General features: G+C 41.4%; 18 protein-coding genes. 12 read left to right on the top strand and 6 right to left on the bottom strand.

All coding sequences use genetic code 11. The features are described 5' to 3' along the window. The 8 genes from AN395_RS00830 (at position 1) to AN395_RS00795 (ending at position 12,208) form a co-directional block, all read left to right on the top strand. Positions 1 to 819 carry a DUF547 domain-containing protein gene (locus AN395_RS00830; protein WP_054981737.1) on the top strand — a complete coding sequence of 273 codons (819 nt, stop codon included), beginning with the start codon at positions 1 to 3 and terminating at the stop codon, positions 817 to 819. Then, positions 806 to 2,083, top strand: coding sequence for an ABC transporter substrate-binding protein (locus AN395_RS00825; RefSeq protein WP_054981736.1), 1,278 nt, complete (start codon positions 806 to 808; stop codon positions 2,081 to 2,083). The genes AN395_RS00830 and AN395_RS00825 overlap by 14 nt, the downstream gene beginning before the upstream one ends. Then, complete coding sequence (locus tag AN395_RS00820) at positions 2,080 to 3,834, top strand: ABC transporter permease (RefSeq protein ID WP_054981735.1); 1,755 nt, start codon at positions 2,080 to 2,082, stop codon at positions 3,832 to 3,834. The genes AN395_RS00825 and AN395_RS00820 overlap by 4 nt, the downstream gene beginning before the upstream one ends. Positions 3,835 to 3,856: 22 nt before the next feature. Beyond that, positions 3,857 to 4,495, top strand: coding sequence for an ATP-binding cassette domain-containing protein (locus tag AN395_RS00815; protein ID WP_054981734.1), 639 nt, complete (start codon positions 3,857 to 3,859; stop codon positions 4,493 to 4,495). A gap of 27 nt (positions 4,496 to 4,522) precedes the next feature. Continuing rightward, a complete protein-coding gene (locus AN395_RS00810; protein WP_054981733.1) occupies positions 4,523 to 5,167 on the top strand; it encodes a CDP-alcohol phosphatidyltransferase family protein in 645 nt (214 codons plus the stop codon). Further along, positions 5,160 to 5,951, top strand: a complete 792-nt coding sequence (locus AN395_RS00805; protein WP_054981732.1) for a sterol desaturase family protein — start codon at positions 5,160 to 5,162, stop codon at positions 5,949 to 5,951. Before AN395_RS00810 ends, AN395_RS00805 begins: the two co-directional genes overlap by 8 nt. 596 nt (positions 5,952 to 6,547) lie before the next feature. Continuing rightward, the gene (locus tag AN395_RS00800) at positions 6,548 to 9,208 is read left to right on the top strand and encodes a glycoside hydrolase family 16 protein (protein WP_054981731.1); all 2,661 of its coding nucleotides are present in this window, start codon (positions 6,548 to 6,550) and stop codon (positions 9,206 to 9,208) included. A gap of 66 nt (positions 9,209 to 9,274) precedes the next feature. After that, positions 9,275 to 12,208 carry a TonB-dependent receptor gene (locus tag AN395_RS00795; RefSeq protein WP_054981730.1) on the top strand — a complete coding sequence of 978 codons (2,934 nt, stop codon included), beginning with the start codon at positions 9,275 to 9,277 and terminating at the stop codon, positions 12,206 to 12,208. Positions 12,209 to 12,595: 387 nt separating this feature from the next. On the opposite strand, the gene AN395_RS00790 is transcribed toward AN395_RS00795, so the two are convergent. From AN395_RS00790 to AN395_RS00765, 5 genes are all read right to left on the bottom strand, one after another. Beyond that, positions 12,596 to 13,108, bottom strand: a complete 513-nt coding sequence (locus AN395_RS00790) for a DUF421 domain-containing protein (protein ID WP_054981729.1) — start codon at positions 13,106 to 13,108, stop codon at positions 12,596 to 12,598. Between the two features lie 573 nt (positions 13,109 to 13,681). After that, positions 13,682 to 14,047, bottom strand: coding sequence for a hypothetical protein (locus tag AN395_RS00780; RefSeq protein WP_054982098.1), 366 nt, complete (start codon positions 14,045 to 14,047; stop codon positions 13,682 to 13,684). Between the two features lie 73 nt (positions 14,048 to 14,120). Further along, a complete protein-coding gene (locus AN395_RS00775; protein ID WP_095206590.1) occupies positions 14,121 to 14,672 on the bottom strand; it encodes a hypothetical protein in 552 nt (183 codons plus the stop codon). A 114-nt stretch (positions 14,673 to 14,786) separates the two neighbouring features. Further along, the gene (locus AN395_RS00770; RefSeq protein ID WP_054981727.1) at positions 14,787 to 16,577 is read right to left on the bottom strand and encodes a hypothetical protein; all 1,791 of its coding nucleotides are present in this window, start codon (positions 16,575 to 16,577) and stop codon (positions 14,787 to 14,789) included. A 440-nt stretch (positions 16,578 to 17,017) separates the two neighbouring features. Further along, positions 17,018 to 18,538 carry an aldehyde dehydrogenase family protein gene (locus AN395_RS00765; protein WP_004589543.1) on the bottom strand — a complete coding sequence of 507 codons (1,521 nt, stop codon included), beginning with the start codon at positions 18,536 to 18,538 and terminating at the stop codon, positions 17,018 to 17,020. A gap of 163 nt (positions 18,539 to 18,701) precedes the next feature. Here AN395_RS00765 and AN395_RS00760 point away from each other — a divergent pair, with 163 nt between their 5' ends. Both AN395_RS00760 and AN395_RS00755 read left to right on the top strand, forming a co-directional pair. After that, entirely contained in the window at positions 18,702 to 19,598 is an 897-nt protein-coding gene (locus AN395_RS00760) for an AraC family transcriptional regulator (protein WP_004589542.1), read from the top strand. Positions 19,599 to 19,677: 79 nt separating this feature from the next. Next, positions 19,678 to 20,709, top strand: coding sequence for a LacI family DNA-binding transcriptional regulator (locus tag AN395_RS00755; protein ID WP_054981726.1), 1,032 nt, complete (start codon positions 19,678 to 19,680; stop codon positions 20,707 to 20,709). 73 nt (positions 20,710 to 20,782) lie between these two features. Here the strand turns inward: AN395_RS00755 and gtfA are convergent, their stop codons facing one another. Beyond that, positions 20,783 to 22,255 (bottom strand): sucrose phosphorylase, encoded by a 1,473-nt coding sequence (gtfA, locus tag AN395_RS00750; RefSeq protein ID WP_095206589.1) that lies wholly within the window; start codon positions 22,253 to 22,255, stop codon positions 20,783 to 20,785. 173 nt (positions 22,256 to 22,428) lie between these two features. Here gtfA and AN395_RS00745 point away from each other — a divergent pair, with 173 nt between their 5' ends. Both AN395_RS00745 and AN395_RS00740 read left to right on the top strand, forming a co-directional pair. Beyond that, positions 22,429 to 23,646, top strand: coding sequence for a sugar MFS transporter (locus AN395_RS00745; RefSeq protein ID WP_024032780.1), 1,218 nt, complete (start codon positions 22,429 to 22,431; stop codon positions 23,644 to 23,646). A 163-nt stretch (positions 23,647 to 23,809) separates the two neighbouring features. Then, positions 23,810 to 26,200: a TonB-dependent receptor domain-containing protein gene (locus AN395_RS00740; RefSeq protein ID WP_054981725.1), complete on the top strand. Its 2,391-nt coding sequence runs from the start codon at positions 23,810 to 23,812 to the stop codon at positions 26,198 to 26,200. Positions 26,201 to 26,299 lie beyond the last annotated feature (99 nt).

The following is a 26,299-nucleotide window of genomic DNA, read 5'->3' as shown; positions in this document are numbered from 1 at the left end:
ATGTTTAAAACACCTTTAAAAGCGCTATTGTTAGGGTCTGCTTTACTTGCAACATCGTTTGCAACGTCATTTTCGGCCCAAGCTCAAAACATGCACGAGGGCTGGAACGCATTATTAAACAACCATGTTGTAGCTATTAATCATGGCCACAGCACAGAGGTTGATTACGCAGCAATTAAAGCTAAGCACAGCGAGCTTAAAACCTATTTAGAATCGCTATCGGCTGTTACGCAAAATGAGTTTGATACATGGGAAAAACCAAAGCAGCTGGCGTTTTTAATCAACGCATATAACGCCTTTACTGTTGAGCTTATATTAACAAAATACCCAAACCTTAAATCAATTAAAGATTTAGGCAGCTTTTTTAGCTCACCATGGAGCAAAGAGTTTGTGCCATTACTTGGTAAAACGCGCAGCCTTGATGATATAGAACATGGTTTAATACGTGGCAGTGGTAAATACAACGACCCACGTATTCACTTTGCTGTAAATTGCGCAAGTATTGGCTGCCCAGCCCTACGTGAAGAAGCCTACACAGCCACTGATTTAGAAAGCCAATTGCAAGCGCAAACGGTGCGTTTTTTATCAGATACAACCCGCAATATAGCGCAAGGTAACACGCTAAGTGTGTCTTCAATATTTAAGTGGTACGGTGATGACTTTGAACAAGGCTTTAAAGGTACAAATACGCTGCAGCAGTTTTTTTTGCAATACCCTAAAGCACTAAAACTGGTACCCGCTCAGCAAAAAGCGCTTAAAAATAACAACATGAAAGTTAAGTTTTTAGACTACAACTGGGATTTAAATGCTCGCCAATAAATGTTGGCAAACATTATCGCGATACAGCTTTTGCTGTGTCGCGTTTTGCATTTGCCTTGTTATTAGCTTTAAAAGCCTAGCAAGTACACAACTACAAAGCCGTTGGCAACAAATAGAAAGCTTAGGTAAAAACCAAAGCGTATATTTTTATGCGTGGGGCGGCGATGCGCAAATAAATGCATATATTCAATGGGCTGCGCAGCAAGTAAAAGCTAAATACAACATTAACTTAGTCCATGTAAAACTCAGTGATACCAGCGAAGCCGTTAGCCGGGTACTTGCCGAAAAATCAGCAAACAATAACGATAAAGGCAGCGTAGATTTAATTTGGATAAACGGTGCTAACTTTGCCACCATGAGCGAGCACTCATTATTACTTAAACAATGGGCTAATAAGCTGCCTAATTTTAGCTACACCGACCCTAGCAATAACCCCGCTGTTAATTTTGATTTTGGAATACCCACCAACGGGATGGAAGCACCTTGGGGCCAAGCATCGCTCACCTTTTACTACGACAGTTTAGCAATCGACGGCACTGCAAATAACACACTACCAACAACCCTAAACCAATTACTTAGCTGGAGCGCACAAAATCCAGGGCGCTTTAGCTACCCAAAGCCGCCTGACTTTTTAGGCATGAGCTTTTTAAAATACGCGCTTGTTATGCTACATCAACAAAGTGATGAAACACTTAAAGCACAGTTAAATCAGCCAGCTACTGCACAAAACACAGCCCAAGTATTAAACCCATTATGGGACTTTTTAAATAAACTGCACCCAACACTTTGGCGCGGCGGTAAACACTTTATGCAAAGTGGCGCACAAATGCGCCGTTTAGTAGGCGACACAGAGCTAAGCATAGCGTTTACGTTTTCAGCACCCGAAGTACCCGCCGCCGTTAAACGCTATGATTTACCAAAAAGCATTCGCAGTTATGCCATGCAAGATGGCAGTTTAAGTAACACCCACTTTGTAGCCATACCTTATAATGCAAGCCACCAGCAAAGTGCGCAGTTAGTGGCTAATTTTTTATTAAGCCCAGAAGCGCAAGCTCAAAAACAAAAAGCACCTATATGGGGCGATAAAAGTGTACTTATTCAATCAACGCTAACACCACAGCAACAAGCTTTATTTAAAACAACGCAACCGCATCCAAGTGCCCTGCCTTTAAATAGTATTAAACGCACGCTAAGTGAGCCACACCCAAGCTGGGTAAACGCTATTATGCAAGGCTGGCAAGCGCGTTTTGGAGTAAGCCAATGAGTGTTGTTTCAAATAAGTTAGCAGCAAGCCCAACGCTTAAACCACATAAAAGCGCCGATATGTTTAGTAAATTAGTTACATTAAGCCCACGATTTTTACTGGCATTGCTTATTTTACCTGTAATAGGCGGCCTAATTAGCGTGCTATTGCCCGCTTTTGGCTATGCGCCGGTACTTGAGCATACAACACTTGGCCTACATGGCTTTACTATGCTCATGCAAACACCCGGCCTAACACACATGGTTATGCTTAGTGTTGGCAGCGGATTAATAAGTACCTTACTAGCCTTTACCATTACATTAATGATTTTAGCGGCATTTTTTAATAGCCCGTGGCTTAACCGTATTCAGCGTTTATTGAGTCCCATACTGGTAATTCCCCACGCGGCAGCGGCTATAGCTGTTGGTTTTTTAATTGCGCCTTCGGGAATGATCTCGCGCTTAGTATCGCCTTGGTTTAGTGGGTGGGAACTTGCGCCTAACGGCATGTTTCCGCATGACGCGTTTGGAATTAGTATAATTTTAGGCTTAACCCTTAAAGAGCTGCCTTTTTTACTGTTAATGGCGCTAGGTGTGCTTGCCCAACCTGAGCTTGGCAAAAAACTGCGCCAACAACATAAAGTAGCGCTTAATTTAGGCTACTGCCCTATGACGGCTTTTTTTAAAGTAGTATTACCAAGCCTTTACCCATTGCTGCGCCTACCCATTTTAGCCGTATTGGCTTATGCCAGTGCAAGTGTAGAAATGCCACTTATTCTTGGGCCAAATACACCTCCCACATTGGCTGTAGCTATCATGCACTGGTTTAACGATGTAGATTTAAACCTGCGTATTAAAGCCTCTGCAGGGGCACTATTACAGCTTGTCCTTACTGGCGGTTTACTAGCTCTTTGGCTTGGCGGCGAAAAAGCGATAAAAGCATTATTTAGTGATTTACTCACCAATGGTGAGCGAGAATATGGCGGTGTGTATTGGCAAAAAATAACAACCGTATTAACAGTATTTGTGATTGGCTTTATTTTGCTCTCGTTAATTGGCTTAATTATGTGGTCGGTTGCGGGGTTTTGGCGTTTTCCGGCGGCACTGCCCGAGCAGCTCACGCTACTTCACTTTAAAAGTGTGCTAATGCAAATGCAAAGCCCGCTTTTTAATACCCTTGCGATAGGGTTAGTAACAACGTTATTTGCCATTATTATTACCCTTTTGTGCTTAGAGTCAGAGCAATTAAGTGCCAAACCCATGTCGCGCTTTACCAGCTTAATTATTTATTTACCGCTGCTTGTACCAAGTATTGCGTTTTTATTTGGCCTAGTGTGGCTGCAACAACTAGTAAATAACCAGGCCGCGTTTTTTAATGTGGCATTTACCCATTTATTGTTTGTACTACCGTATGTGTTTTTATCACTTTCGAGCAGTTACAGGCGCTTAGACCCTCGCTTTGCTCATGTAGCAGCAAGCCTTGGCGCAACGCCCTGCAAAGTGTTTTTACAAGTAAAACTACCCCAGTTATTTGCTCCTATTTTAATTGCGGCGGCACTTGGTTTAGCCATTAGCTTTGGCCAATACCTCCCCACGCTTTTAGCCGGTGGCGGGCGCATAGCAACCATAACAACCGAAGCGGTTACCCTTGCTAATGGCGCAAGTAGGCGGACCAGTGCGGTGTATGCCATTATGCAAATGGCATTGCCACTCATTGGCTTTATACTAGCGTGGGTGTTACCTAAGTACTTTTTTAAAAGCGCCCATCGCTAACCCATAAATTAAAAGGTTTTTAATGCAGTCATCTTTAGAGATTAAAAATTGTGAGCTTTATCGTCAAAACCAGCAATTACTTAGCTTAAACGAGCAGGTAAAAGGCGGCGAAATACTCACTGTTATGGGGCCATCAGGCAGTGGTAAATCAAGTTTATTAAATTGGCTTACCGGCACATTACCCGGTGGTTTTAGCGCAAACGGCGAAGTGTGGCTTAACGGCGAAAATATTAATAACTTGCCCGCACATTTACGCCACATAGGCGTGCTTTATCAAGATGCGTTATTATTTTCGCATTTATCGGTAAGCGGTAACATTGCCTTTGCTATGCCTAAAGGCAATAAAAAACAGCGCCTTGAAAAAATAGAGCACGCCCTTGAACAAATTGGATTAAAAGGCATGGCTAATCGCCACCCCGACAACCTCTCTGGTGGGCAACAAGCCCGCGTTGCTTTATTGCGTATGCTATTGAGCGAGCCAAAAGCCATTTTACTTGATGAGCCCTTTAGCAAGCTCGATACCCAATTAAGAGTAGATACGCGCGAGCTAGTATTTAGCCAAATACGCGAGCATAAATTGCCCGCTATTATGGTAACCCACGATCATAGCGATGCAGAGGCCGCAAATGGTAAGCTGATCACCTTAAATTTAGCCAAATAAACGCACAAAAAGTACAAGGCACCAAGCATGTTAGACAAATACATCACCCCAGTAATAAAGCCACTGTTAACCCCCGTTGTAGCGTTAATGCACAAGCGCGGTATAACGCCCGACCAACTTACTGTGGCAGGCTTTTTAATAGGCCTATTAGCTGTGCCATTAATTGCGTATGAAATGTGGTACGCAGCGTTAACGGCTATTGCTTTAAATCGTATTTTAGATGGGCTAGATGGCGCATTGGCACGTCATGCAAATTTAAGTTCAAGCGCTGGCGGCTTTTTAGATATTACTCTCGACTTTTTATTTTATGCGGCAATTCCGCTTGGCTTTATTTTGGCAAACCCCGAGCAAAACGCCATTGCAGGTAGCATATTACTGGCCACCTTTATAGGCACTGGCTCAAGCTTTTTAGCCTTTGCCATAGCCGCCGAAAAATTTAAGCTCGAAAAACCCCAGTTTAAATACAAAAGCTTTTACTATTTAAATGGTTTAACCGAAGGCACAGAAACCATCGCGCTGTTTATTGCCTTTTGTATTTGGCCGCAGCACTTTGCCCTAATGGCGAGTATTTTTGCCACTGCGTGCGCTATTACTATTTTTACACGTATACATGGTGGTTATAACACGCTTAAACGCCAAGAAGCTGATGAGGTTAAACAAACCAATGAGTAATGAAATTTGGTGGCGATTAGGGTTCTTTTTTAGCATTTTGGTTATTATGATGCTGCTAGAGTCGCGTATGCCTGCCCGTAAATCGCCGATAAAAAGTACCACCCGGTGGTTGGCCAATTTTGGACTGGTGTTTGCTGCCTCTGTAATTGCTCGCTTAAGTGTGCCAATAGGCTTAACCGCCGTAGCGCTTTATACACAAGAGCACGGTATCGGTTTATTTAATCAAATAGCCACACCAAGTAGTGTTGCTATTATTTTAAGCATATTACTGCTTGATATAGTTATTTATTGGCAGCACCGGCTTTTTCATCAAGTGCCTATTTTGTGGCGTTTGCACCGTGTGCACCACGCCGATACCCATGTAGATACCAGCACAGGTTTGCGTTTTCACCCTATCGAAATTGTACTCAGCATACTTATAAAATTGATTGCCGTTACCGCTTTGGGCGTACCTGCTATTGCAGTATTAATATTTGAAATAGCACTTAATGGATTAGCGCTGTTTAACCACGCCAATATACGTTTACCCAATGCAATAGAAAAACCACTTCGACTCATATTAATGACCCAAATACTGCACCGTATTCATCATAGCCAGCGCGTGAGCGAAACCAATTCAAACTATGGATTTAGCGTTATTTGGTGGGATAAACTGTTTGGTAGTTACAAAAATGAAGCGCAAAAAGCCGATAACGACATAGATATAGGCTTAAAAGAATACCCTAACCCGCAGCAAAACGCCTCGCTGTGGGGCTTGCTAATTATGCCGTTTAAACGTAAATAAGCTGCCATTTCAAGCGGCTATAATACTCTTAAAATAAACAATAAATTAAGGGGTAAATGCGTATTTAAATTTACACATTTACCTTATTAAACCCCGCCAAAGCCTTACCCGCTAAAATTTAGCCTTAACAAGTTAAGCACTTTAAAGGGTTTACTAACCTATTGAATGCTATACCACTTTCACTTTGTTTTTAACTTTCGTTTTTGTAAAAAAGCAAAATTACACGCCATATAGTTAGTCTAATACGGGTAAATCATCGCAATTAGCGCTAAACGTAATTGCTACAGGTCACTTTAATATTTACCGCTTAAGTAAAATATTAATAGATGTATTAAAAATGCAACATTACAAATAATGTAAGCTGTTAAATTTATTAGCGATTTAGTTAATAACTCCAATTGGTAAACTGGTCTTACCGTAAACTAAATGTAAATAAAACACACAAATATGTTGACCATTTACGTAGTGCGCAATATTATTTGTAAGCGCTTACAAAAAAACATGATAAATGTAAGCGCTTACAAAAATAAATATGGTTCTTTTTAATAAGTTTAAACACACATTCTGACAACAATCTGTGAAACCGGGGTTCAGCTATGAACATTGAAAAAACACACATTGCTCGCTTACTGGCTGCTATTTCGTTAGCGTCTTTAGCTGGCTGTGGTGGCGACTCAGCCACAACATCTAATTTTGAAAATATCGACGCTTCTGAGCCAGTTTCAGATTGGCAACTAGTATGGAGCGACGAGTTTGAAGACTCAGCCATTGATACTAATAAGTGGAACTTTGAATTAAACTGCGATGGCGGTGGTAACAACGAAAAACAATGTTACACCGATAACGAAGAAAACGCCTTTATACAAGACGGTGTGTTAAACATTGTTGCCCTACCCGCAACAGAAGGCGCTGAAAAGCCCTACACTTCTGCGCGTTTAAATACCCGTTACAATGCTGACTTTACTTATGGCCGCTTTGAAGTACGTGCAAAGCTCCCTTCGGGGCAAGGCAGCTGGCCTGCGTTTTGGATGCTACCAACCGATGAAGAATACGGTACATGGCCACGCTCAGGCGAAATTGATGTTTTAGAATCAGTAAACCTAAAAACCGCTGACGAAGATGGCGGTGTTGAATCAAGCATTCATGGCACATTGCATTACGGCCGCGCTTGGCCAGATAACAGCTACACAGGCCAAGAGTACAAATTTCCTGAAGATAGCAACCCAGCAGATGATTTTCATACTTACGCAGTAGAGTGGCAAGAAGGTGAAATACGCTGGTACGTTGATGGCTACCTATATGCCACACAGCGCCAATCAGAAGTATTATATAATTCCAAAGGCGAAGCAGCAGGTTTGAAACATCGCGGTTGGTTTGCAGAGTATTTTGAACAAGGTTCTGGCGAGCTAGAAACTCATTGGGATAGCGCTCCTTACGATAAAGACTTTCACTTACTGTTAAATTTAGCAGTAGGCGGAGATTGGCCTGAAAACGTAAATGAGTTAGGCGTAGATGCCAGCGCATTTGAAAACGGCCAAACGTTTGCAATTGATTACGTACGTGTTTATCAATGTGCATCAAACCCAGATACCGGCAAAGGGTGTGAAACTATTCGCCCAGGTTACGATAGCCTAGACGATGCCCTGCTAGAGGGCGAAGCGCCTATTCCTAGCCCGCCATCTACAGGTATTGCTACACCGTTAACTATTTTTGGCGACAGCTTTAACCCTAACTGGCCAGCATGGGATTGTTGTGGTGGCTCTACACCTGCAATTGTAAGTGATGAAGAGCAAGGCGACGTTGTTGAATTTACAATAGGCAGCGAGCCTACAGTGGTTGGTTTTATTAGCCGCGATGCATTTATTACTGACGAAAACGGCGCTGCAACGCCTTTTGATGCATCACCTATGCTAGAAGAAGGCTACGTACGCTTTAAAATGAAAGTAACCAGCGCACCAAGCGTGCCAGACACACCTTGGTTTGTAAAACTTGAAAGCACAGAAGCCTCAACCGATGCTGATATGCCGCTTACAAGTAGCGTTGAAGGCCAAGCACCTGTAGTAGGTGAGTGGCAAACCTATACGTTTTTACTTTCTGACCTTGCTGACTTAGATTTAGATATCAGCGCAATTGACGTACTTATGGTATTTCCTGAGTGGGGCACGGGCGAAGGCGCAACCTTTTTAATTGACGACGTTGAAATTACACAAGACAACCTAGGCGCATCACCAGAGCTAACTATTTTTGAAGATGAGCAAAACCTAGCATGGCCAATGTGGGATTGCTGTGGTGGCTCAACACCTATCGAAGTGTTAGATGATGAAGCGCACGGTGTAACCGCTGAATTTAGTATTGGTGCAGAGCCTACAGTAATGGGCTTTAACAGCCGTGTTGAAGTAGGTGGTGCAGGTGAGTCATTTGATGCAAGCAGCATTTTAGATGAAGGCGTTATTCAGTTTGACTTAAAAGTAACATCTACCCCAAGCGACCCTTCAACTGCGTGGTTATTTAAAGTAGAGGCAAATGGTGCAACTTCATTTGCAGAACTTGAACTAACGCAAAGTGTTGAAGGTGTAGCGCCAGTAACTGGCGAGTGGCAAACTTATACATTTAAATTATCAGATCTCGCTGGTGCAGGCCTTGATGTAAGTGCAATTGATGTACTTATGATTTTTCCGGCATGGGGCGCAGGTGAAGGCGCGGTTTACCGTGTAGATAATGTTAGAATTTACAACCCTAATGCAGCGCCCGTTGCCTCTGGTGAGCTAAACGTATTTACAGATACAGTCGCCGATCAGTGGAGCATATGGGATTGCTGTGGTGGTTCAACACCTACAACAGAAACCGACGATGATCAGCACGGCGCAGTGGCTCAGTTTAGCATTGGTGCAACACCTACTGTAATGGGCTTTTTAGCCGATGAAGACGTATCGTTTGACGCATCAGCCCTGTTAGAAAATGGCGTTGTACAGTTTGATTTAAAAGTAATAACAGCACCTTCAAACGTGGATGCACAATGGTTATTTAAAATTGAATCAATTGGCGCTTCAAGCGCAGTAGAGCTGGCATTAACGCAAAGCAATGAAGGGCAAACACCTGTTACAGGTGAGTGGCAAACATACACCTTCCCTATTGGGCAACTATTTGATGCGGGCTTAGATATTAGCGCTATAAACGTGCTCATGGTATTTCCTACGTGGGATATGGGCAACGGCGCATTATACCGCATAGATAACGTGATTATCGCGAATCCATAAAAACACACTACAATAGGCGCATGGCGCCTATTGCTACACAACAACATTTTATAAAGCAGAGCTATTATGAACACATTCAATTTTAAAAAGAGCCAACTTGCGGCTTCTGTGTCTCTTATCATTGCTGCAAGCACGTTAAATACGGCCATTGCTGCCGAGGCAGACACTGCAGCATCTCCTGATGTAGAAGTTATTGAAGTAAAAGGTATTCGTGGTTCACTTATTCGTTCTATGGATATGAAACGTGATTCATCGGGCGTAGTAGATGCCATTTCAGCAGAAGAAATGGGGAAATTTCCAGATACCAATTTAGCAGAGTCATTACAACGCATTACCGGTGTATCGGTGAGCCGTGCAAACGGTGAAGGTAGCCAAATTACCGTACGTGGTTTTGGCCCAGAGTTTAACTTAATTACGCTAAACGGCCGCCAAATGCCAGGCACAGGTTATACGCGTTCGTACAACCTTGAAAACATTGCCTCAGAGGGCGTAAGTGCGCTAGAAGTATTTAAAACAGCGCGCGCCGATGTACCAAGCGGTGGTTTAGGTGCAACAGTTAATATTTCTACTGCGCGCCCTTTTCAAAAGCCAGGTCAAAATTTTTCAGCCACGGTTAAAGCAAATCACGACTCATCAAACGAAGCCGGTGATGATGTAACCCCGGAGCTTTCGGCTGTTTATAGCAACACATTTGCAGATGACAGATTTGGTTTTGGTTTTTCGTTTTCGCACCAAGAACGCGACTTTCAAAAACAACGCGCCAATATTCAAGGTTGGCAAGCCAATGTTGATTTACCTGAATTAGATAGCAGTAACGTTGTTGATAACCGTACTGACCCATCAGGTAACTACTACTTCCCTAAAGACATGAACTACTCTATTGAAGATGTAGAGCGTGAACGTACTAACGGCCAAGTTACTTTTCAATTTGAACCAGTTGATGGCTTTGTAGCCACACTTGATTACACAGCAAGTAAAGCTGTTACGGGCTCTGAAAGTATTGGTTGGGGTATTTGGAACGACTTTGGTAGCAATATTAATGGCTACGAGCTTGATGAAAACGGCACCGCTGTTTATGCCGATATTAGCGGTAATGATGCCTCGTTTACAGCCAACAAAGGCACCACAGAAGTAAAAGCACGCTCTATTGGTTTAAACCTAGAGTGGGAAATTAACGACACGTGGCACGTTGAACTTGATTACCATGACTCTAAAAATGAAACCGATAACGGCGCCGATGACGGGCTAGGCAGTACCGGCCAAGTTATTTTAGGCTCTGATCAGCTAGCAAATAAAATTTACGATTACCGCACAGGCGAAATCCCAAGTGCTCAAGTTAACTGGTTAAACGGCACAAGCGAATTAACGCCAGGCGAAATTGACTCTAACTTTAGCCAATTTACGCACTCGCCGGGTGAATCAAACATTGAGCAATTACAATTACATACCACTTGGTACAATGAAAACTTTGATATTGGCCTAGTTAAAGTGAAATTTGGTGCATCGCGCACTGAGCAAAACACCGGTGGTTACACTGCTTGGAGTGGCTTAGTGGGTGGCCCAGGCTTTAACCCATCGTACACAGAAATATTCCCAGACAGCATGTTTACTCGCCACGATACGTCGGGCCTTTTAGATCAATTTGATGGTGGCGGCAGCAACTTACAACCAGGTTACTACTACACCTACGATTTTGACGAAGCAGTGGCTCGCCAAATGGCTTACCTAACTTCTGATGTAACCGGTGGCGATGCATACGCAGCCAATGCTTACATGGATGGTATTGATAGCGAAAGCTACGTAGAAGAAATTACAAACAGCTTTTATATTCAATCAAGCTGGGAGTTTGATGTAAGCGATTACTACGTAAAAGTAAACGCTGGCCTGCGCTACGAGCAAACAGATGTAACCAGCACAGTACGCCAGCGTGTTGAAGAACAAGTAAATTGGATCAGCGCCTCAGAGTGGATAATGCAATATGCAGCCGGCGGCGATGATAACTTCTTAGAGCAGCAAGGCGATTACGACATATTATTACCGTCAATCGATGTAAGTGTTGATTTAACCGAAGACGTTGTAGCCCGTGTTTCATGGGGTAAAACTATGTCGCGTGCACCACTGGGTGATTTAGCCGGTGGCCGTAGCTTAACAGGCAGCCCAAAACCTGGCTCGCGCACGGGTAGCCAAGGTAATACAAATTTATTGCCGTTTGAATCAACCAATCTCGACTTATCATTAGAGTATTACTACGCAGAAGGCAGCTACGCCTCTGTTGGTTACTTTAAAAAAGACGTAGATAACTTTATTCAAACCACCATTACGCAAACCACGATTGAAGGCCTATACGACATTTTAAACGGCCCGCGTTACTTACAAGCAGTTAGCGATATTGAATCGCGCGGCGAGCAAGCAACCACCGATGCTATTTTTGCGCAAATGATTAGCAATGGTTATGGCAATGCGAATGGCGTCATTGAGCCAAATAGCGATGACCCACTTATGGTATGGAACATAAGCCAACCACAAAACACCGACAGCAAATCGGTAGATGGTTTTGAAGTGGCTGTTCAGCACTTAATTGGCGAAACTGGTTTTGGTGTAGGTGTTAACGCCACGTTTGTAGATGGCGATGTAGAATTTGATAGCGAAAGCCTAGACCAACAAGCGCCGCTTACAGGTTTAAGTGACTCTGCTAACTTTCAAGGCTTTTACGAAAAAGACGGCCTATCAATCAAAATTACTTACGCATGGCGCGACTCGTACTTAATTGGTGTAGGCCAAGCACAAGGCTCAGCCGATGCGCCACCGCAATATGCTAAAGCCTACGGCCAATGGGATATGAGCGTAAACTACGATGTAAACGAAAACGTAACCGTATTTTTTGATGGCATAAACTTAAATAATGCCACCGAAGAAGGCTACGGCCGTTACGAAGAGCAGTTTTTATTTGCTAATCAGTACGGCCCACGCTACTCAATTGGTGCCCGTTACACGTTTTAAACTATTCCCTAGTTAGAATAGTTAAGCCGCTTGTTTCAACAAGCGGCTTTTTTATAACGCTTTTATTTGCTCAAGCAATACATTGGTTGTCCAATCAATGCCGTTATATGCCACATCGGGCTTGTAAAAACCCCCTGCCCCATGTAGCGCATAATATAGTGATTGTATTTTGTTTTAACCAAGCTTACTTTCAATTACCACAAGACAACTAGTCTGTTTTTTAGGCAAAAAATCCTAATGCATAGTTTACCAAACTGCAAAATTAAGATGGGTGTCTCGTTTATTTTCATTCTTTAGTAGGTGAGCAATGTGTCTGATACAGTAAAAAAGCCATGCCAATTAATTTTGGTGCTTGAAGGTAATCTTCGGCCGCTAAAAATTTTTCAATTAATCTGGGACATTGCGTAACTTCATAATCAGTTGATCATAGTTTTCACTTTTCGGCACAATACTTAATTCACCATCGGCCTCGAAAACCACCGCCATAACTGTGCTTAAATCACCAAAACCGGCTTTTCGAACACTCGCTTCCACCTCGGTGCTGGTGAGACGGGTGTCTTTCATAGCAGCCTCTATATATTCACCGTCGAAAAAGACTAATTGTGGAGAAGTTTTGACTACTTTGTCGAACGTCGAAAAATGGGCGCTGATCCAAGTGAGTAAATATTGTAAAAAGAGGAGCAAGCTTACCGCGACTAAAACCTCAACTATAACCACGTCTTTCAATAAGATAGCAGAACCTAAGATGGAGCCTGCCGCTACGGTGATTATCCAGTCAAAGTTATTCATTTTAGCAAATGAGCGTTTACCTAATAAATGCGTCGCTAGGATTAAAAAGGGATAAATAATCAAGGTTGTGGTAACAATGCGCGCTATTTCACTCCACGATTCAAAAAACATATTTCCCTCTACTTAAGGTGCTGAATATACTAATAATCATATAAACTAAACAGCCACCTGAATCTCATAAACTAGGTAGTCACCTTAATAAAACAAACAACACTGTGCAACTAAATCTGCCATACAGACTCAGGATTTATCTTTTATTAATGGTCTTTTTACGGATGGTTTTTAATTTATGTCAGGACACAAAATTATAATGGTACCCACTTTATTTAGCCTATTAGAATCTGGGCATCAAAAAGTGTAAAGTTTAAGATGAGAGTTTTGTTAATTCTTTCTCTGAATTTTTTTAACTAAAGGCACTATCGCTAAAGCTAGCAATACGGCAAGAAAAAAACCCACAAACGTATTACCAAACACCCATCTAAAAAAGATTCCTGAAAGAGACAAAACAAAAGCTGACCAAAGCCATGGATTTATTTTCTGCATACTATCTAGAGCACCTAATAACACCCTGCTTAGGGGCGCAAACACATGGGCTATAATTTGGTTCGAAGCGACGCAGCCCATGTGTATGCATCCCAGCGAACGAAGTGAGTGTGTTGATTAGGTTGTTAGGTGCGTGCATATTTAAACCACTACCCTAGGGGATTTACCATGAAAGCCCAAGTATAGTTTTTTGAGATTATCTGGCACGAGAGGCCAGCCACGCTCAATACCTTCTTTTGTACCTTTCCAGAATAAGTGCTCTGTATAATATACATCTATGTATTGGAATTCTGCTTTGGTTGCAGTATCTAGTTTTTCGCTCATGTACTGCAACTGTTCTAATGCTTCTTCTAAATTACCTTGGTTAAACAAAATGGTTGTCAAATTTGCGAACTCTTCCATTAGGAATGTGAGTGCCCATTTTTCATGTTTTTCCATGAGAGGCACAACGTCAGGAAATTTAGTGCGGATCTCTTTTAAGAACTGTCTTATCTCTGATTTGGCCATTGATTTCTCAGAAGCACCTAACGCTTCGCACAAAAGGTGACAGTTTCCGGAGGTCGGCTTGCTGCGCCTTGTTCTACTCATACTCTTTAAATACGTCATGGATTCGTTGAACTGAAACTCTATTAAAGTCCTCTTCGTAATACTCTTTGCCCCATTTTATATATTCTAATGGGGTGGTTTTTATAGAAGGTAGAAGCCAACTTGAGCCATCATCTTCTTCATCATTGAATTTAACTGGGCCTTGCATCCACTTGCCAGTTTCGCCTTCTCTCCAATAACAAAAAGTAACATCCTCTTTTTCAAAGGCCTCATCATCCAAAATGGACAATAGTTTTTCTGGTGCCCCATCGTACATTCCCGGCCATACGCCATACTCATCCTGAGCATGTGGGCTTACTTCTGACTCATGGTCGAAACCTTTTATTAAAATGGACTCATCTGAAAATACGATAACTAAATCGTCGCCACCGCCATTGTCATAAGTAGCGACCTGAATCCCCTCACACCAATCTGGACTAAATGTGAAGCAGCGAAGATACTCATCATCACAAAGCTCAATGTCTAACGCAGCACAAGCCTTAAGGGAAGATCGAATCTGACTATTTGATATGCTCTCTAATTTCATCAGTGCTCGCCTAATTGAAGAGTAGAACGCCTTGCTAAGAGGCAAAAAATAGTTGGTTAAAATAAGCGACGCAGGAACAAAAACCAACTGTTTTTTGTCCTTTTGAGCAACTTGTTATACCTCTTTTATAAAGAGCTCAGAGTTCTTCTTAACAAGTCCATTAAATTTAATACCTACTTCCCCATCAGAAATTTCATCAACATCTTTATTATCAACTTTTAGCGATGATATTTGTATTTTATTGAAAACCCCGTTTTTGTTTACAAATATATCCATTCCTTTATTCAACGTTGTTCCTTCTAAATTTACAATAGCAACTTGGCCTGACAGAAAGAATTCAGCTGGTTTACCTAGGGAAATTAAATTAGTCGGTTTAGGTTCAATTAAACCATGCTCAAATAAATTTTCACGTACTTCTTCTTTGGTAATAACGCCATTTACGATCTGTTCATAAGCTTTATATAAACTATATGTCGTTATTAACCCGCGTTTATCTAATCGCGCGTCATTTATTTGATTTTCCGTGAAGGGAGGGTTACATCGCGATTCTGGTGGCGTGTATCTTTGATGATTTACAATGTATAACCCAAACACATCAAACTTACCTCTTTGCTCAGCTCGACGATAACGTATTTTACTAATTTGGGAGCAATCTTTATCGGTCGAAGTACCACCAATCCCCTTTATTTCAATAACTAAAAATCTATCACCGCAATCTACTTGAATATCCTCTTCGAGTATTTCAGGGTTAGTATCATCAAAATTGATAACACTAGGGAAACCTAACCATTTTAAATAATGTTCTACAGCAGAAACTAAGCTATCTCCTGATTCTGAAATCAAGTCTCTTAAAAATTTAAATTCTTCTTTTAGCTCTAAAATTGCATTTTCATTATTAAGGATGGATTTACTATATTGCTTTTCAATTTCTTTTCTTTCTTCAATTAATTTATCTTCTCCTGGCAATAAATAGTCACCATCATCAAGCCAACCAAATTGACCATGAAAAGGAAATATATTTGGAAATATCTCAGATAAATGATTATTAAAGAGTTCTAATAAAAAGCCTTTTTTATCTTTAATATCAGGAAAAACAAGAACTGCACCTTTGGAGTGGGCATGATAAAAGGAAATTATTTCATCATCATTGTTAACCAATAGTGGCATGAAATTATTATCTTTTTCTTGTTTATGATTATCCCAATGAGTTGGGTGATGAAAAGCGATTTCATATGCTGAATCTTTAGAATACTTTAACAGAAGAGGAGTTAGCTTAGTTTCCTTTTCTGGTGATTTCATTTTTAAGCCAGATTTATTATAACAATAAGGAAATCCATCATAAAAACATGTGTTAGTTAATTCATGCTCTTTAGTGATTCTATTTTCATAAGAACCTATCTCAACTTCTTGATAATGAACACTCTCATTTTTGTCTGCAAAAATAATGACAATAGATTCTTTTTTTAAGATCTCGTTTATGGCTTTAGATAAAATTCTAGTAGCGTAAGGTCTCGGATTAAATACCTTTTCCGGAAAAGCACTCAGCAAAGCATATGTAGCCTTACCTGTAACGTTATCCAAAGATACTTGATTTTCTTCATAATCAGTCTCTTCGAAATAAGACATATTAAATGCAAGAATATCGTACTCATGAATATTTACTGGTGATGATAAATTTAAGCTTAAAAAATGCTGTTGATTTCTTTGATTATTTGGAACCCTTACTAGTTTCCCTAAAGTGCCTTCGCTACAGTTATATGAAGCACTCTTTAACGTTTCGGTAATATCACCTTCAAAATCAAACAAGCATATTTGAGGGGAATCATGGATAACTTGTTCTTGTGGCTCAGTGATGTCAGTAGCATCACTACTAACAGAATCTTCATGTTTTTTTCGGCGAAACATCAACTATCCTTTTGAGAGGTGTAACAACTTTGTCTACGACATTTGTCGTTTTATAAACCGACAAATGTCCCTATATTACAATGCATTTATATTAGCCAGCAAATAACCGCCTGTAAACAATTAGTTAACTACAAAGAAATCTCCGTTAATGCTGTAATGCACCTAAATGGGGGAGATCAGTAATATCCGACAATGCATAAATCACTGCACATTTTTAGAGCAACTTTTATAAAAAATTAATATTGTAAAATCGTTTTTTGACGCAGGTAATGGGCTATTTAACGCGCTTAGGTTTTAACGTTTTGAATACGGCTGGTATGGCAGTTAAATATTACAACACGCTTAAAGTAGTGTTATGAGCACTGTGAATAAAAAAGCGCTACAAATATGCAGCGCTCTCATTACTTAATGGTTGTTGTGTTTAAGTTTGAACTGTTTTATTAAAAAAAGCCGAGTGGATCTTCGCTATAGCTCACTAATAAATTTTTAGTTTGTTGATAGTGATCGAGTGCTAGTTTGTGTGTTTCGCGCCCTATTCCTGATTTTTTATACCCACCAAATGCAGCATGTGCTGGGTACATGTGGTAACAGTTGGTCCACACTCGGCCAGCTTCAATTTTGCGCCCCATGGTATAAGCACGGTTCATGTTTCGGCTCCACACCCCTGCGCCTAAACCAAATTCTGAGCTGTTGGCAAGTTCGAGTGCTTCGGCTTCATCTTTAAAGGTCGACATTGAAATAACAGGGCCAAAAATTTCTTCTTGGAACACACGCATGTCGTTTGTACCTTTAAGCAGTGTAGGTTGTATGTAATAACCACCATTTAAATCGTCATTTAGCTGCTCTACGTTTCCGCCGGTGAGTACTTCAGCGCCTTCTTTTTTACCTATGTCTATGTAACTAAGTATTTTATCAAACTGTGCTTTTGAAGCTTGAGCGCCCACCATGGTTTCGCTGTCGAGTGGGTTACCGCGTTTAATTTGTTGGGTACGTTCGAGTATGCGCTCAATAAACTGCTCGTATATATCTTCTTGAATAAATAATCTTGATGGACAGGTACATACTTCGCCCTGGTTAAAGTAAGCAAGTACAGCGCCTTCTATAGCTTTTGATAAAAACGCGTCGTCTTTTTCCATTACATCATTAAAAAATATATTGGGCGATTTACCGCCAAGCTCTACCGTTGACGGAATAATGTTTTCAGCAGCACATTTTAAAATATGTGAGCCGACAGGTGTAGAGCCTGTAAATGCAATTTTAGCAATGCGTTTACTTGTGGCCAGTGCTTCGCCTGCTTCTTTACCAAACCCATTTACAATATTGAGCACGCCTGCAGGCAGTAAGTCACCAATAATTTCCATTAAAACTAAAATAGATGCTGGAGTTTGTTCGGCTGGTTTTAGTACCACACAGTTACCTGCAGCAAGTGCCGGTGCAAGTTTCCATGCGGCCATTAAAATAGGGAAGTTCCACGGGATAATTTGCCCAACCACACCTAACGGTTCGTGAAAATGATATGCCACCGTGGTTTCGTCAATTTCACCAATACTGCCATCTTGCGAGCGCAGGCACCCCGCAAAGTAGCGAAAATGATCGGCCGCTAACGGAATATCAGCCGCGAGTGTTTCGCGAATGGCTTTACCGTTATCCCATGTTTCGGCAACAGCTAGTAGCTCTAGGTTTTGCTCAATTCGGTCGGCTATTTTTAACAGTATATTACTGCGCTCGGTCACCGAGGTTGTGCCCCACTGCTCTCGCACTGCATGCGCTTTGTCGAGTGCTAGGTTTATATCGTCTTTGTCGGAGCGAGGTATTTGGCAAAATACCTTACCATTTACTGGGCTTATATTATCAAAGTATTGGCCGTTTACAGGTTTTACCCACTCCCCGCCAATGTAATTACCGTATTGTTGTTTAAAATTTACGAGTGCGCCGTCGCTACCTGGATTTGCGTATATCATGTGTGTGCTCTCTTTATTGTTGTTAGCTAAAGGTCGAACATTTATATAAAACAAAATGCTTTATATTTAGTTTGACATTAGCCTAACAAGCCCCTAAAAACTTGATTAGCTGTCCACAAAAGTTGTCTGTGAGTCCACACTAATAAAAATTTAAAGGATTGATATGCACACATCTCAGTTAAACAAAAAACGCCAACAACTTGATGTTTTAATAGAAAATAAAGTGACATTTGCAGCAGATAACAGCGAGTTGAGCATTTACGACACGTACCAACGCGCACAAAAGGTGGCACTGCATTCAAAGGAGTTACTGTTTTGTGCCATGCTCAGCGGTAAAAAAGTAATGCACGTAGAAAGTAGCCAATACCATAAAGCATTTTTACCCCACGAGTCGTTTGTATTAGCGCCAGAGCAAGGTGTATTAATTGATTTTCCACAGGCATCAATGCACGCCCCAACCACATGTTTAGCAATTGAAATAAGCAAAGATAAAATAAACGCTGTGGCGAGTGCGCTTAACATGCAACAAAGCTTTGCACACGATGGCGGCTTATTCGAGTATGTGCCGCAATTGGTGCATAGCCAACATAATAGCCAAACACAGCAATTATTAGAGCGCATGGTGCATTTATTTAGCGAACAAGGCGCACAGCGACATTACTTAATTGACTTATCGTTAAACGAATTGATCACCCGGTTGTTACAACAACAAAGTCGCGACTTATTACTCGCTAATAGCGATAAACCACGCCTTAAAACAAAAATAAGCGATGCACTGCTTTATATTGAAGAGCACTTAAACGAAACGCTCGACATAAATACCTTGTGCAAAATAGCCTGCATGAGCCGCAGTAAGTTTTATCAGCAGTTTAAACTGGCATTTGGCACTACTCCAGCCCTTTGGCAGCAACAATTAAGACTTAAAAAAGCCCGCAATCAATTACTGCAAGGCCATGCAATTAGCCAAGTGTGCTTTGATGTTGGGTTTAATAGCGCGAGCCACTTTAGTCGTGTATTTAAACAAACCTTTGGCATTGCGCCTAAAGAGTGCCGGCATTAAGGCTAAAACCTTATTTTTTACTTTGCTAACGCCCTGAATATGTTAGTTTATTAACATGAGTATTGAGTAAAGAATTGGTATGAGTAAGCAAACCCGCTGGACCCTAAAAAGTATTGCTAAAGAGTTAGGTGTATCTAACGCAACAGTCTCTAATGCGTTTAACCGCCCTGATCAGCTATCGGCTAAACGCCGAGACGATATTCTTGCAGCGTGTAAAACATTGGGCTATTACGGGCCCAATAAAGCCGCGCAATCGCTTCGCAGTGGTACGTTTAATATTGTGGCGTTAGTGCTGCCCGATAGTGTGGAATATATGGTGTCGGACCCTGTGGCCAGTAGCTTTATGCGGGGTGTAACCTCGGTGCTTGAAAAAAACGGCATTAATGTTTTATTGTTTTCTGGTAATAGCGATAACCTTAACAGTGTGGTCGACTTTGTAGATGGCTTTATTTGTTATGGCCGCCCTCGAAATAACGCATTAGTAGAGCAGTTAAAAACGGTCTCTAAACATGTGGTAACTATTGATTTTGATATAGCCCGCAATGCCTCAGTAAATATTAATAACGAGCAAGCAAGTTACGAAATAGCCAAGCATGTTTTAAAAAATCAAAGCGATAAAGTCGCTATTTTAGGCTTAAGATTACTTGATGAAAACGTATTGTGCCGCGTATATGAGCACCACGAATTTGAAACGGGGCAATCTATTTCGCACCAACGTTTACGGGGTTATCAACGTGCTTTAAGTGAGGCAAATATAACCGTAGCTGATGACCGCATTTGGAATATACCTGAGAGCAGCGAGCGTTTTGCTAATATTGCCGCTAAAGAGGTGTTAAGTGCCTCCCCCCGCCCTAACGTTATCATTTGTATGAGTGATTTAATTGCCCTTGCCACCATGAGAGAAGCGATAAAACAAGGCATAAAAATAGGTGAAGAACTGCGTATTGTCGGCTTTGATGGAATAGACGAAGCCGCTCGTTTTGTGCCGCGCCTAACCACTATTCATCAAAACAGCCAAGAAAAAGGCGTAATGGCCGCCGAACTATTTATATCTAAAGAAGAAAAAATATGTGATGTAAGTTACGAGCTAGATATTGGCGCAAGTGGTTAATAGGTTATGTTAAAAAGGACTGGGTAAACAAAAGCCAAGCTCAAGAGCTTGGCTTTTATGTTTTAATAGCCTGTTAGGCTAACAATGCGTTTAAACTTATCGTTGTTTCTTCATCACCATTTACTTGGGTAATAAGTGCATCTCGCGTTTTAAAATTAACACTTAATGCAATAGACTTATCTTCAAGTTGCCACGTTAAACAACATATTCCCTGTGTACCGTGAGCACTAAACTCTCCTGCAAAAGCGGGGTGTTCATTACGTAATTTAATGAGCTCTATTAAACCTTTTACTACAGGTTTATTGAGTGCGTGCTCAATTGTTTCACTATTTAAATACGGACGGTTAATATCACGGCCCACATTGGTACGCGCAAGTAAATCCATATCGTTTTCGCAGGCAAATAAACCACCGTAGTACACTTGCGGGACACCGGGGGCAAAAAACTGTATGGCACGCGAAATCAAATAATCTAAATCGTTAGCGCCTAATGCATTGTAATACGTGCAATTTACTTGGTATAAATCAACGTTACTGGCAGCAGCACCTGTAGCTTGGCGGCTTTGGTTGTTACTGTTGGCATGCATGGTTTCTACAAGGGTATCTATTTGCTGTGCATTTAATAGCCCTGGCTTGTCGCCCATTGGGCCAGCATCAATAATGCCTATGCCGTCGTGTGTATCAAGTACCGTTAAACAGTTGCGTGGTGAAATTTGTAACCATTTAAGTAATGCATCTACATCGTTATTAAATAAGCTATGTAAAATAAGCGGCGGTAATGCAAAGTCGTAAACCATGTTTACACGCTTTGCTACTTCTACTTGTGTTTGGTAGTGGCTATGAATTTCAGCAATGGTTTCCATGCCAAGCTCGTTTGCTTGCTTTGACAAGTTATCTAGGTAGCCAAAGGTTTCGTCTAGCATAAAACAGTTAGTACCGGCTTGTTTAATTGCGTAACCCGCTGCATCTAAACGAATAATATTTACGTTATTTTCAGAAAACTTAGTTAATACGTTATTTAAATACGCAATACCCGCTTCAACTTTTACGTTTATATCAATTTGGTTATCGGTAAACGTGGTCCAAAAGTCATACGTTTGACCATCGCCACACTGCATTGGCGTAAAACAGCTACCGGGGCGCGGGCGATAAATGGCTTGTTGCTCAGCTTCGCTCATACCATTTGGAAAAACGTCTTCTTTTGTTAAAAACAAATCCCAAAATTCTGATTGCTTGCCTTTAGCTAGCACATCTTGAAACTGATAAGACTGCGCTGAAACATGGTTAACGATTAAATCAGCCATTAGATCATGGTTTTCACCCAGTGCTTGAATATCAGCCCATGTACCAATGCGAGAATCTACTTCGCTGTGATCAATCGGGTCAAAGCCCGCATCGCTTCCATCAATAGGATTATAAAAAGGTAAAAGGTGCACACCACCAAATACGCCCTTCAAAGGACCTTTTAACAATGTTGTAAGTGCGTTTATATCTTGACCTGTGATTCGATCAGCATATGTGATCAATTGAACTTTATTCTTCATCATGCGTGATTACCAAGTTGAAACTTAATCGATTAAGATATATCTTTAACTAGCACGTACAATTTTACAAGTAATTTTTAAATATTTTACATACAAAAGTTGTGGCAACGGTAATACTAACTAGAGTAAGTGATTGAGTTATTACTATAACTTGAGCCACAACGAGGAAAAATCACATGACGAATTTACACACACACTCGCAAAGCGACCCAATGCAGCGCATACGAATACTCACTTACATGATGTTTTTTATGTTTGCGATGACCTCAGATGCAGTAGGTATGATCATCCCTGAACTAATCACAGAGTTTGGTTTAAGTATGACCCAAGCCAGTGCTTTTCATTATGCACCTATGGCACTTATTGCCTTTAGTGGCTTGTTTTTAGGCTTTTTAGCCGACAGCCTAGGCCGTAAACAAACCATAATGCTAGGCTTACTTATTTTCTCGCTCAGCTGTTTTTTGTTTGCCTTTAGCAATAGCTTTTCGGTGTTTTTGATTTTGCTGTGCTGTATAGGGCTTGCCATTGGTTTATTTAAAACCGGCGCACTAGCGCTACTTGGCGATATATCTGCAAGTAACGCAGAGCACACTAAAACCATGAACAAAGTAGAAGGCTTTTTTGGTATTGGTGCCATCGTTGGCCCTGCGCTGGTAGGCGTACTGCTTACCCAAAACGTGAGCTGGACTTACCTGTACATTATTGCCGGCGTTATGTGTTTAATTTTAGCGTTAATGGCATGGCGCGCCGACTACCCAAGTGTTGTTAAAAGCACAGAAAAGCCCGCTTCACTTGCCACCACCATGAAAATGATTAAAAACCCGTATGCACTTGGTTTTTCGTTGGCTATTGCATTATATGTGGCTACCGAGGTTGCTATTTACGTGTGGATGCCAACACTTTTAAAAGATTACACAGGCTCGTGGCCTTTACTTGCAACCTACGCACTTACACTATTTTTTGTATTACGTGCTGCTGGGCGCTTTATTGCTGTATGGCTTTTAAATCACTTTAGCTGGCAAGGGGTCATGGCTTATTTAAGCTTAGGCATCGCGCTGTGTTATGTAGGCACTTTGGTAGGCGGTGTTGATTGGGCGGTAGGCTTGCTTCCGCTTTCGGGTTTATTTATGTCGATGGTTTACCCTACTTTAAACTCTAAAGGTATATCGTGCTTTCCTGTTGCACAACATGGTGCAGTAGCGGGTGTTATTTTATTTTTTACCGCGCTTTCGGCCGCACTTGCGCCTTTATTTATGGGCATGATAAGTGATTACTTTGGCCACGTACGCTACGGTTTTTACTTAGCTACCGGCTTTGCTGTGATCTTATTTTTAGCCATGCTTTATAACTTTTACCGCGACCCTGCGGCAAAAGCATTAACTAAAAATGCATAAATGGCTGCTCAAGCCAGAATAAAAATACCTTTAAAATCAATATAAAAACAAAAAAAGTGCAAATTACACACAAAAATAATTTGCATATTGTAAAAACTTTGTTATTTTTACTTAATCGATTAAGTAAAAATAACAAACTCACACAACACAATGAGGCGTTAACATGACAACACACCACACACCTTTATATTTAATCAGTGCCTTAGCACTTGCAGTAAGTCAAGGCGTTCATGCACAAGACGAGCAAGAAACCAAAGTGCAAGCTAAGCAAGGGCTTGAAACAATTGTTGTTACCGGTGTACCTCGCCGCACAACTATTATGGCATCGAGCTCATCAGTAAGCAGTCTATCGCTTGAGCAAGTTGAGGTATCAACGCCACGCTCAACGGCTGAAGCATTTAGAATTATTCCGGGTGTTCGCGCTGAATCAACAGGCGGTGAAGGTAATGCAAATATTGCAGTACGTGGCTTACCTGTAGCATCGGGTGGCGCCAAGTTTTTACAACTGCAAGAAGATGGCCTTCCTGTAATGCAGTTTGGTGATGTTGCCTTTGGTAACGCCGATATTTTTATGCGCCTTGATAACACAGTACAAACAATCGAATCAATTCGTGGTGGCTCAGCCTCTACATCAGCCAGTAATGCACCTGGCGGCATAATTAACTTTATTTCTAAAAACGGTGATAACGAATCGGGTAGCGTATCTACTACTGTTGGCCTAGATTACGACAGTGTACGCACCGATTTTGAATACGGCACCTATTTAACCGACAGCGTGCGTTTTCATGTAGGTGGCTTTGTACGCCAAGGCGAAGGCCCGCGCGAAACAGGCTACACATCAAATAAAGGTGGCCAAATTAAAGCTAACCTTACTAAAGATTTTGAAAACGGCTACGTACGCCTTTACTACAAACACTTAGACGACAAAAGCGTAGGTTACTTACCTATGCCAATGTACTCAAATGGTGATTCTATTGCTGGCTTTGATGCACAATCAGATACCCCTCATTCAGCATTATTTACCAAAACAGTGCGCCTAAATGGTGAAAACCAAATTAGCAGTGGCGATTTACGCGACGGCATGAACCCTAAAGTGGATGCGGTAGGTTTTGAAGCTGTATTTGATTTAGATAACGATTGGCGTATCGAAAACCGTTTTCGTAAATCGTCAATTAGCGGCAACTTTAACTCGCTTATTCCTGCTGAAGTTGGCAGCGCATCGTCAATTGCACAAAGTATTGGCGGTGTAGGCGCAACACTGAGTAACGCAAACACAGGCGAAGCATTTAATGATGAACTTGCCATGCGTATTCACACTTTTGATGTAACGCTTAATGACTTTGGCTCTATTGTTAATGATTTTAAACTAACTAAATCGTTTAGCGATGACACTAGCCTAACCTTTGGTTACTTTGCCTCTACACAAAACATTGCTATGTCGTGGTTATGGAACTCGTACTTAATGGAGCTTAAAGGCGACAATGCGGCACTTTTAAATGTAACCGCAGCCGATGGCACTGAGTATTCAGAAAACGGTTTATACGCATACGGCACGCCTTATTGGGGTAACTGTTGTCAGCGCGATTACGACACCGAGTACGACACTCGCGCACCGTATGTTGCGTTTTCAACAAAACTTGGTGATGTAAGCATTGATGCAAGTGCCCGCTACGACAGCGGTGAAGCACGCGGAAACTACGCAGGTGCCGTAACCTCAACAGTAGATATGAACCGCGACGGTACTATTTCTATTCCTGAGCAAAACGTAGCAGGTATTGATATAGCTAATGCAAGCCCAGTAAATTACGACTGGAGCTACTCGTCTTATTCTGTAGGTGCTAACTACCAAATTGACCCAAGCCTAGCGACGTTTGCACGTATTAGTAAAGGTGGGCGCGCAAATGCAGACCGTTTATTATTTGGTAAAGTACGCAGTGACGGAAGCGTAGCCGATGAAGATGCAGTAGATGAAGTAAACCAATTTGAGATTGGTGTGAAAAAACGCTTTGATTCGTTCTCGGTATTTGCAACAGCCTTTTACGCAGAAACAGAAGAGCAAAACTTTGAAGCAACATCGCAAACCTTTTTCGACCGTGAATACGAAGCAAAAGGGATTGAGGTTGAATCAACTTACTTTATGGATGCATGGGACTTTAGAGGTAACTTTACTTGGACCGATGCTGAAATTGCAAAAGATGCGCTAACCCCTGAAGTTGTAGGTAACACACCACGTCGCCAAGCGGATTTAATTTACTCACTAATGGCGCGTTACAGCTACGATAACGGCGCGGCAGGTGTAAGCTTTATTGGTACAACCGATGCTTACGCACAAGATAACAACGACCTTAAGTTTGACGGCTACACGCAAGTAAATGCGTTTGTAAGCTACGACTTATCAGAAAACTTAAACCTTGCGCTTAATGTAAACAACCTATTCGATACAGTAGGTATTACAGAAGCCGAAGAAGGCTCAGTACCAGAAAACGACATTATTCGTGCCCGTACTATTAACGGCCGCACTACGTCGGTTACTTTAAAATACGCTTTTAACTAAATGTGTATTGCGCTGCAGTGAGTCATCGCTGTAGCGCCTTTTAAAGTATGAATAAATAACACCCTTCATGTTTTAGCCCAGCTTTGCTGGGTTTTTTAG

The organism is Pseudoalteromonas sp. P1-30 (assembly GCF_001400005.1).
Lineage (GTDB): Bacteria > Pseudomonadota > Gammaproteobacteria > Enterobacterales > Alteromonadaceae > Pseudoalteromonas > Pseudoalteromonas atlantica.
This window is presented reverse-complemented; position numbering and strand designations above follow the sequence as displayed.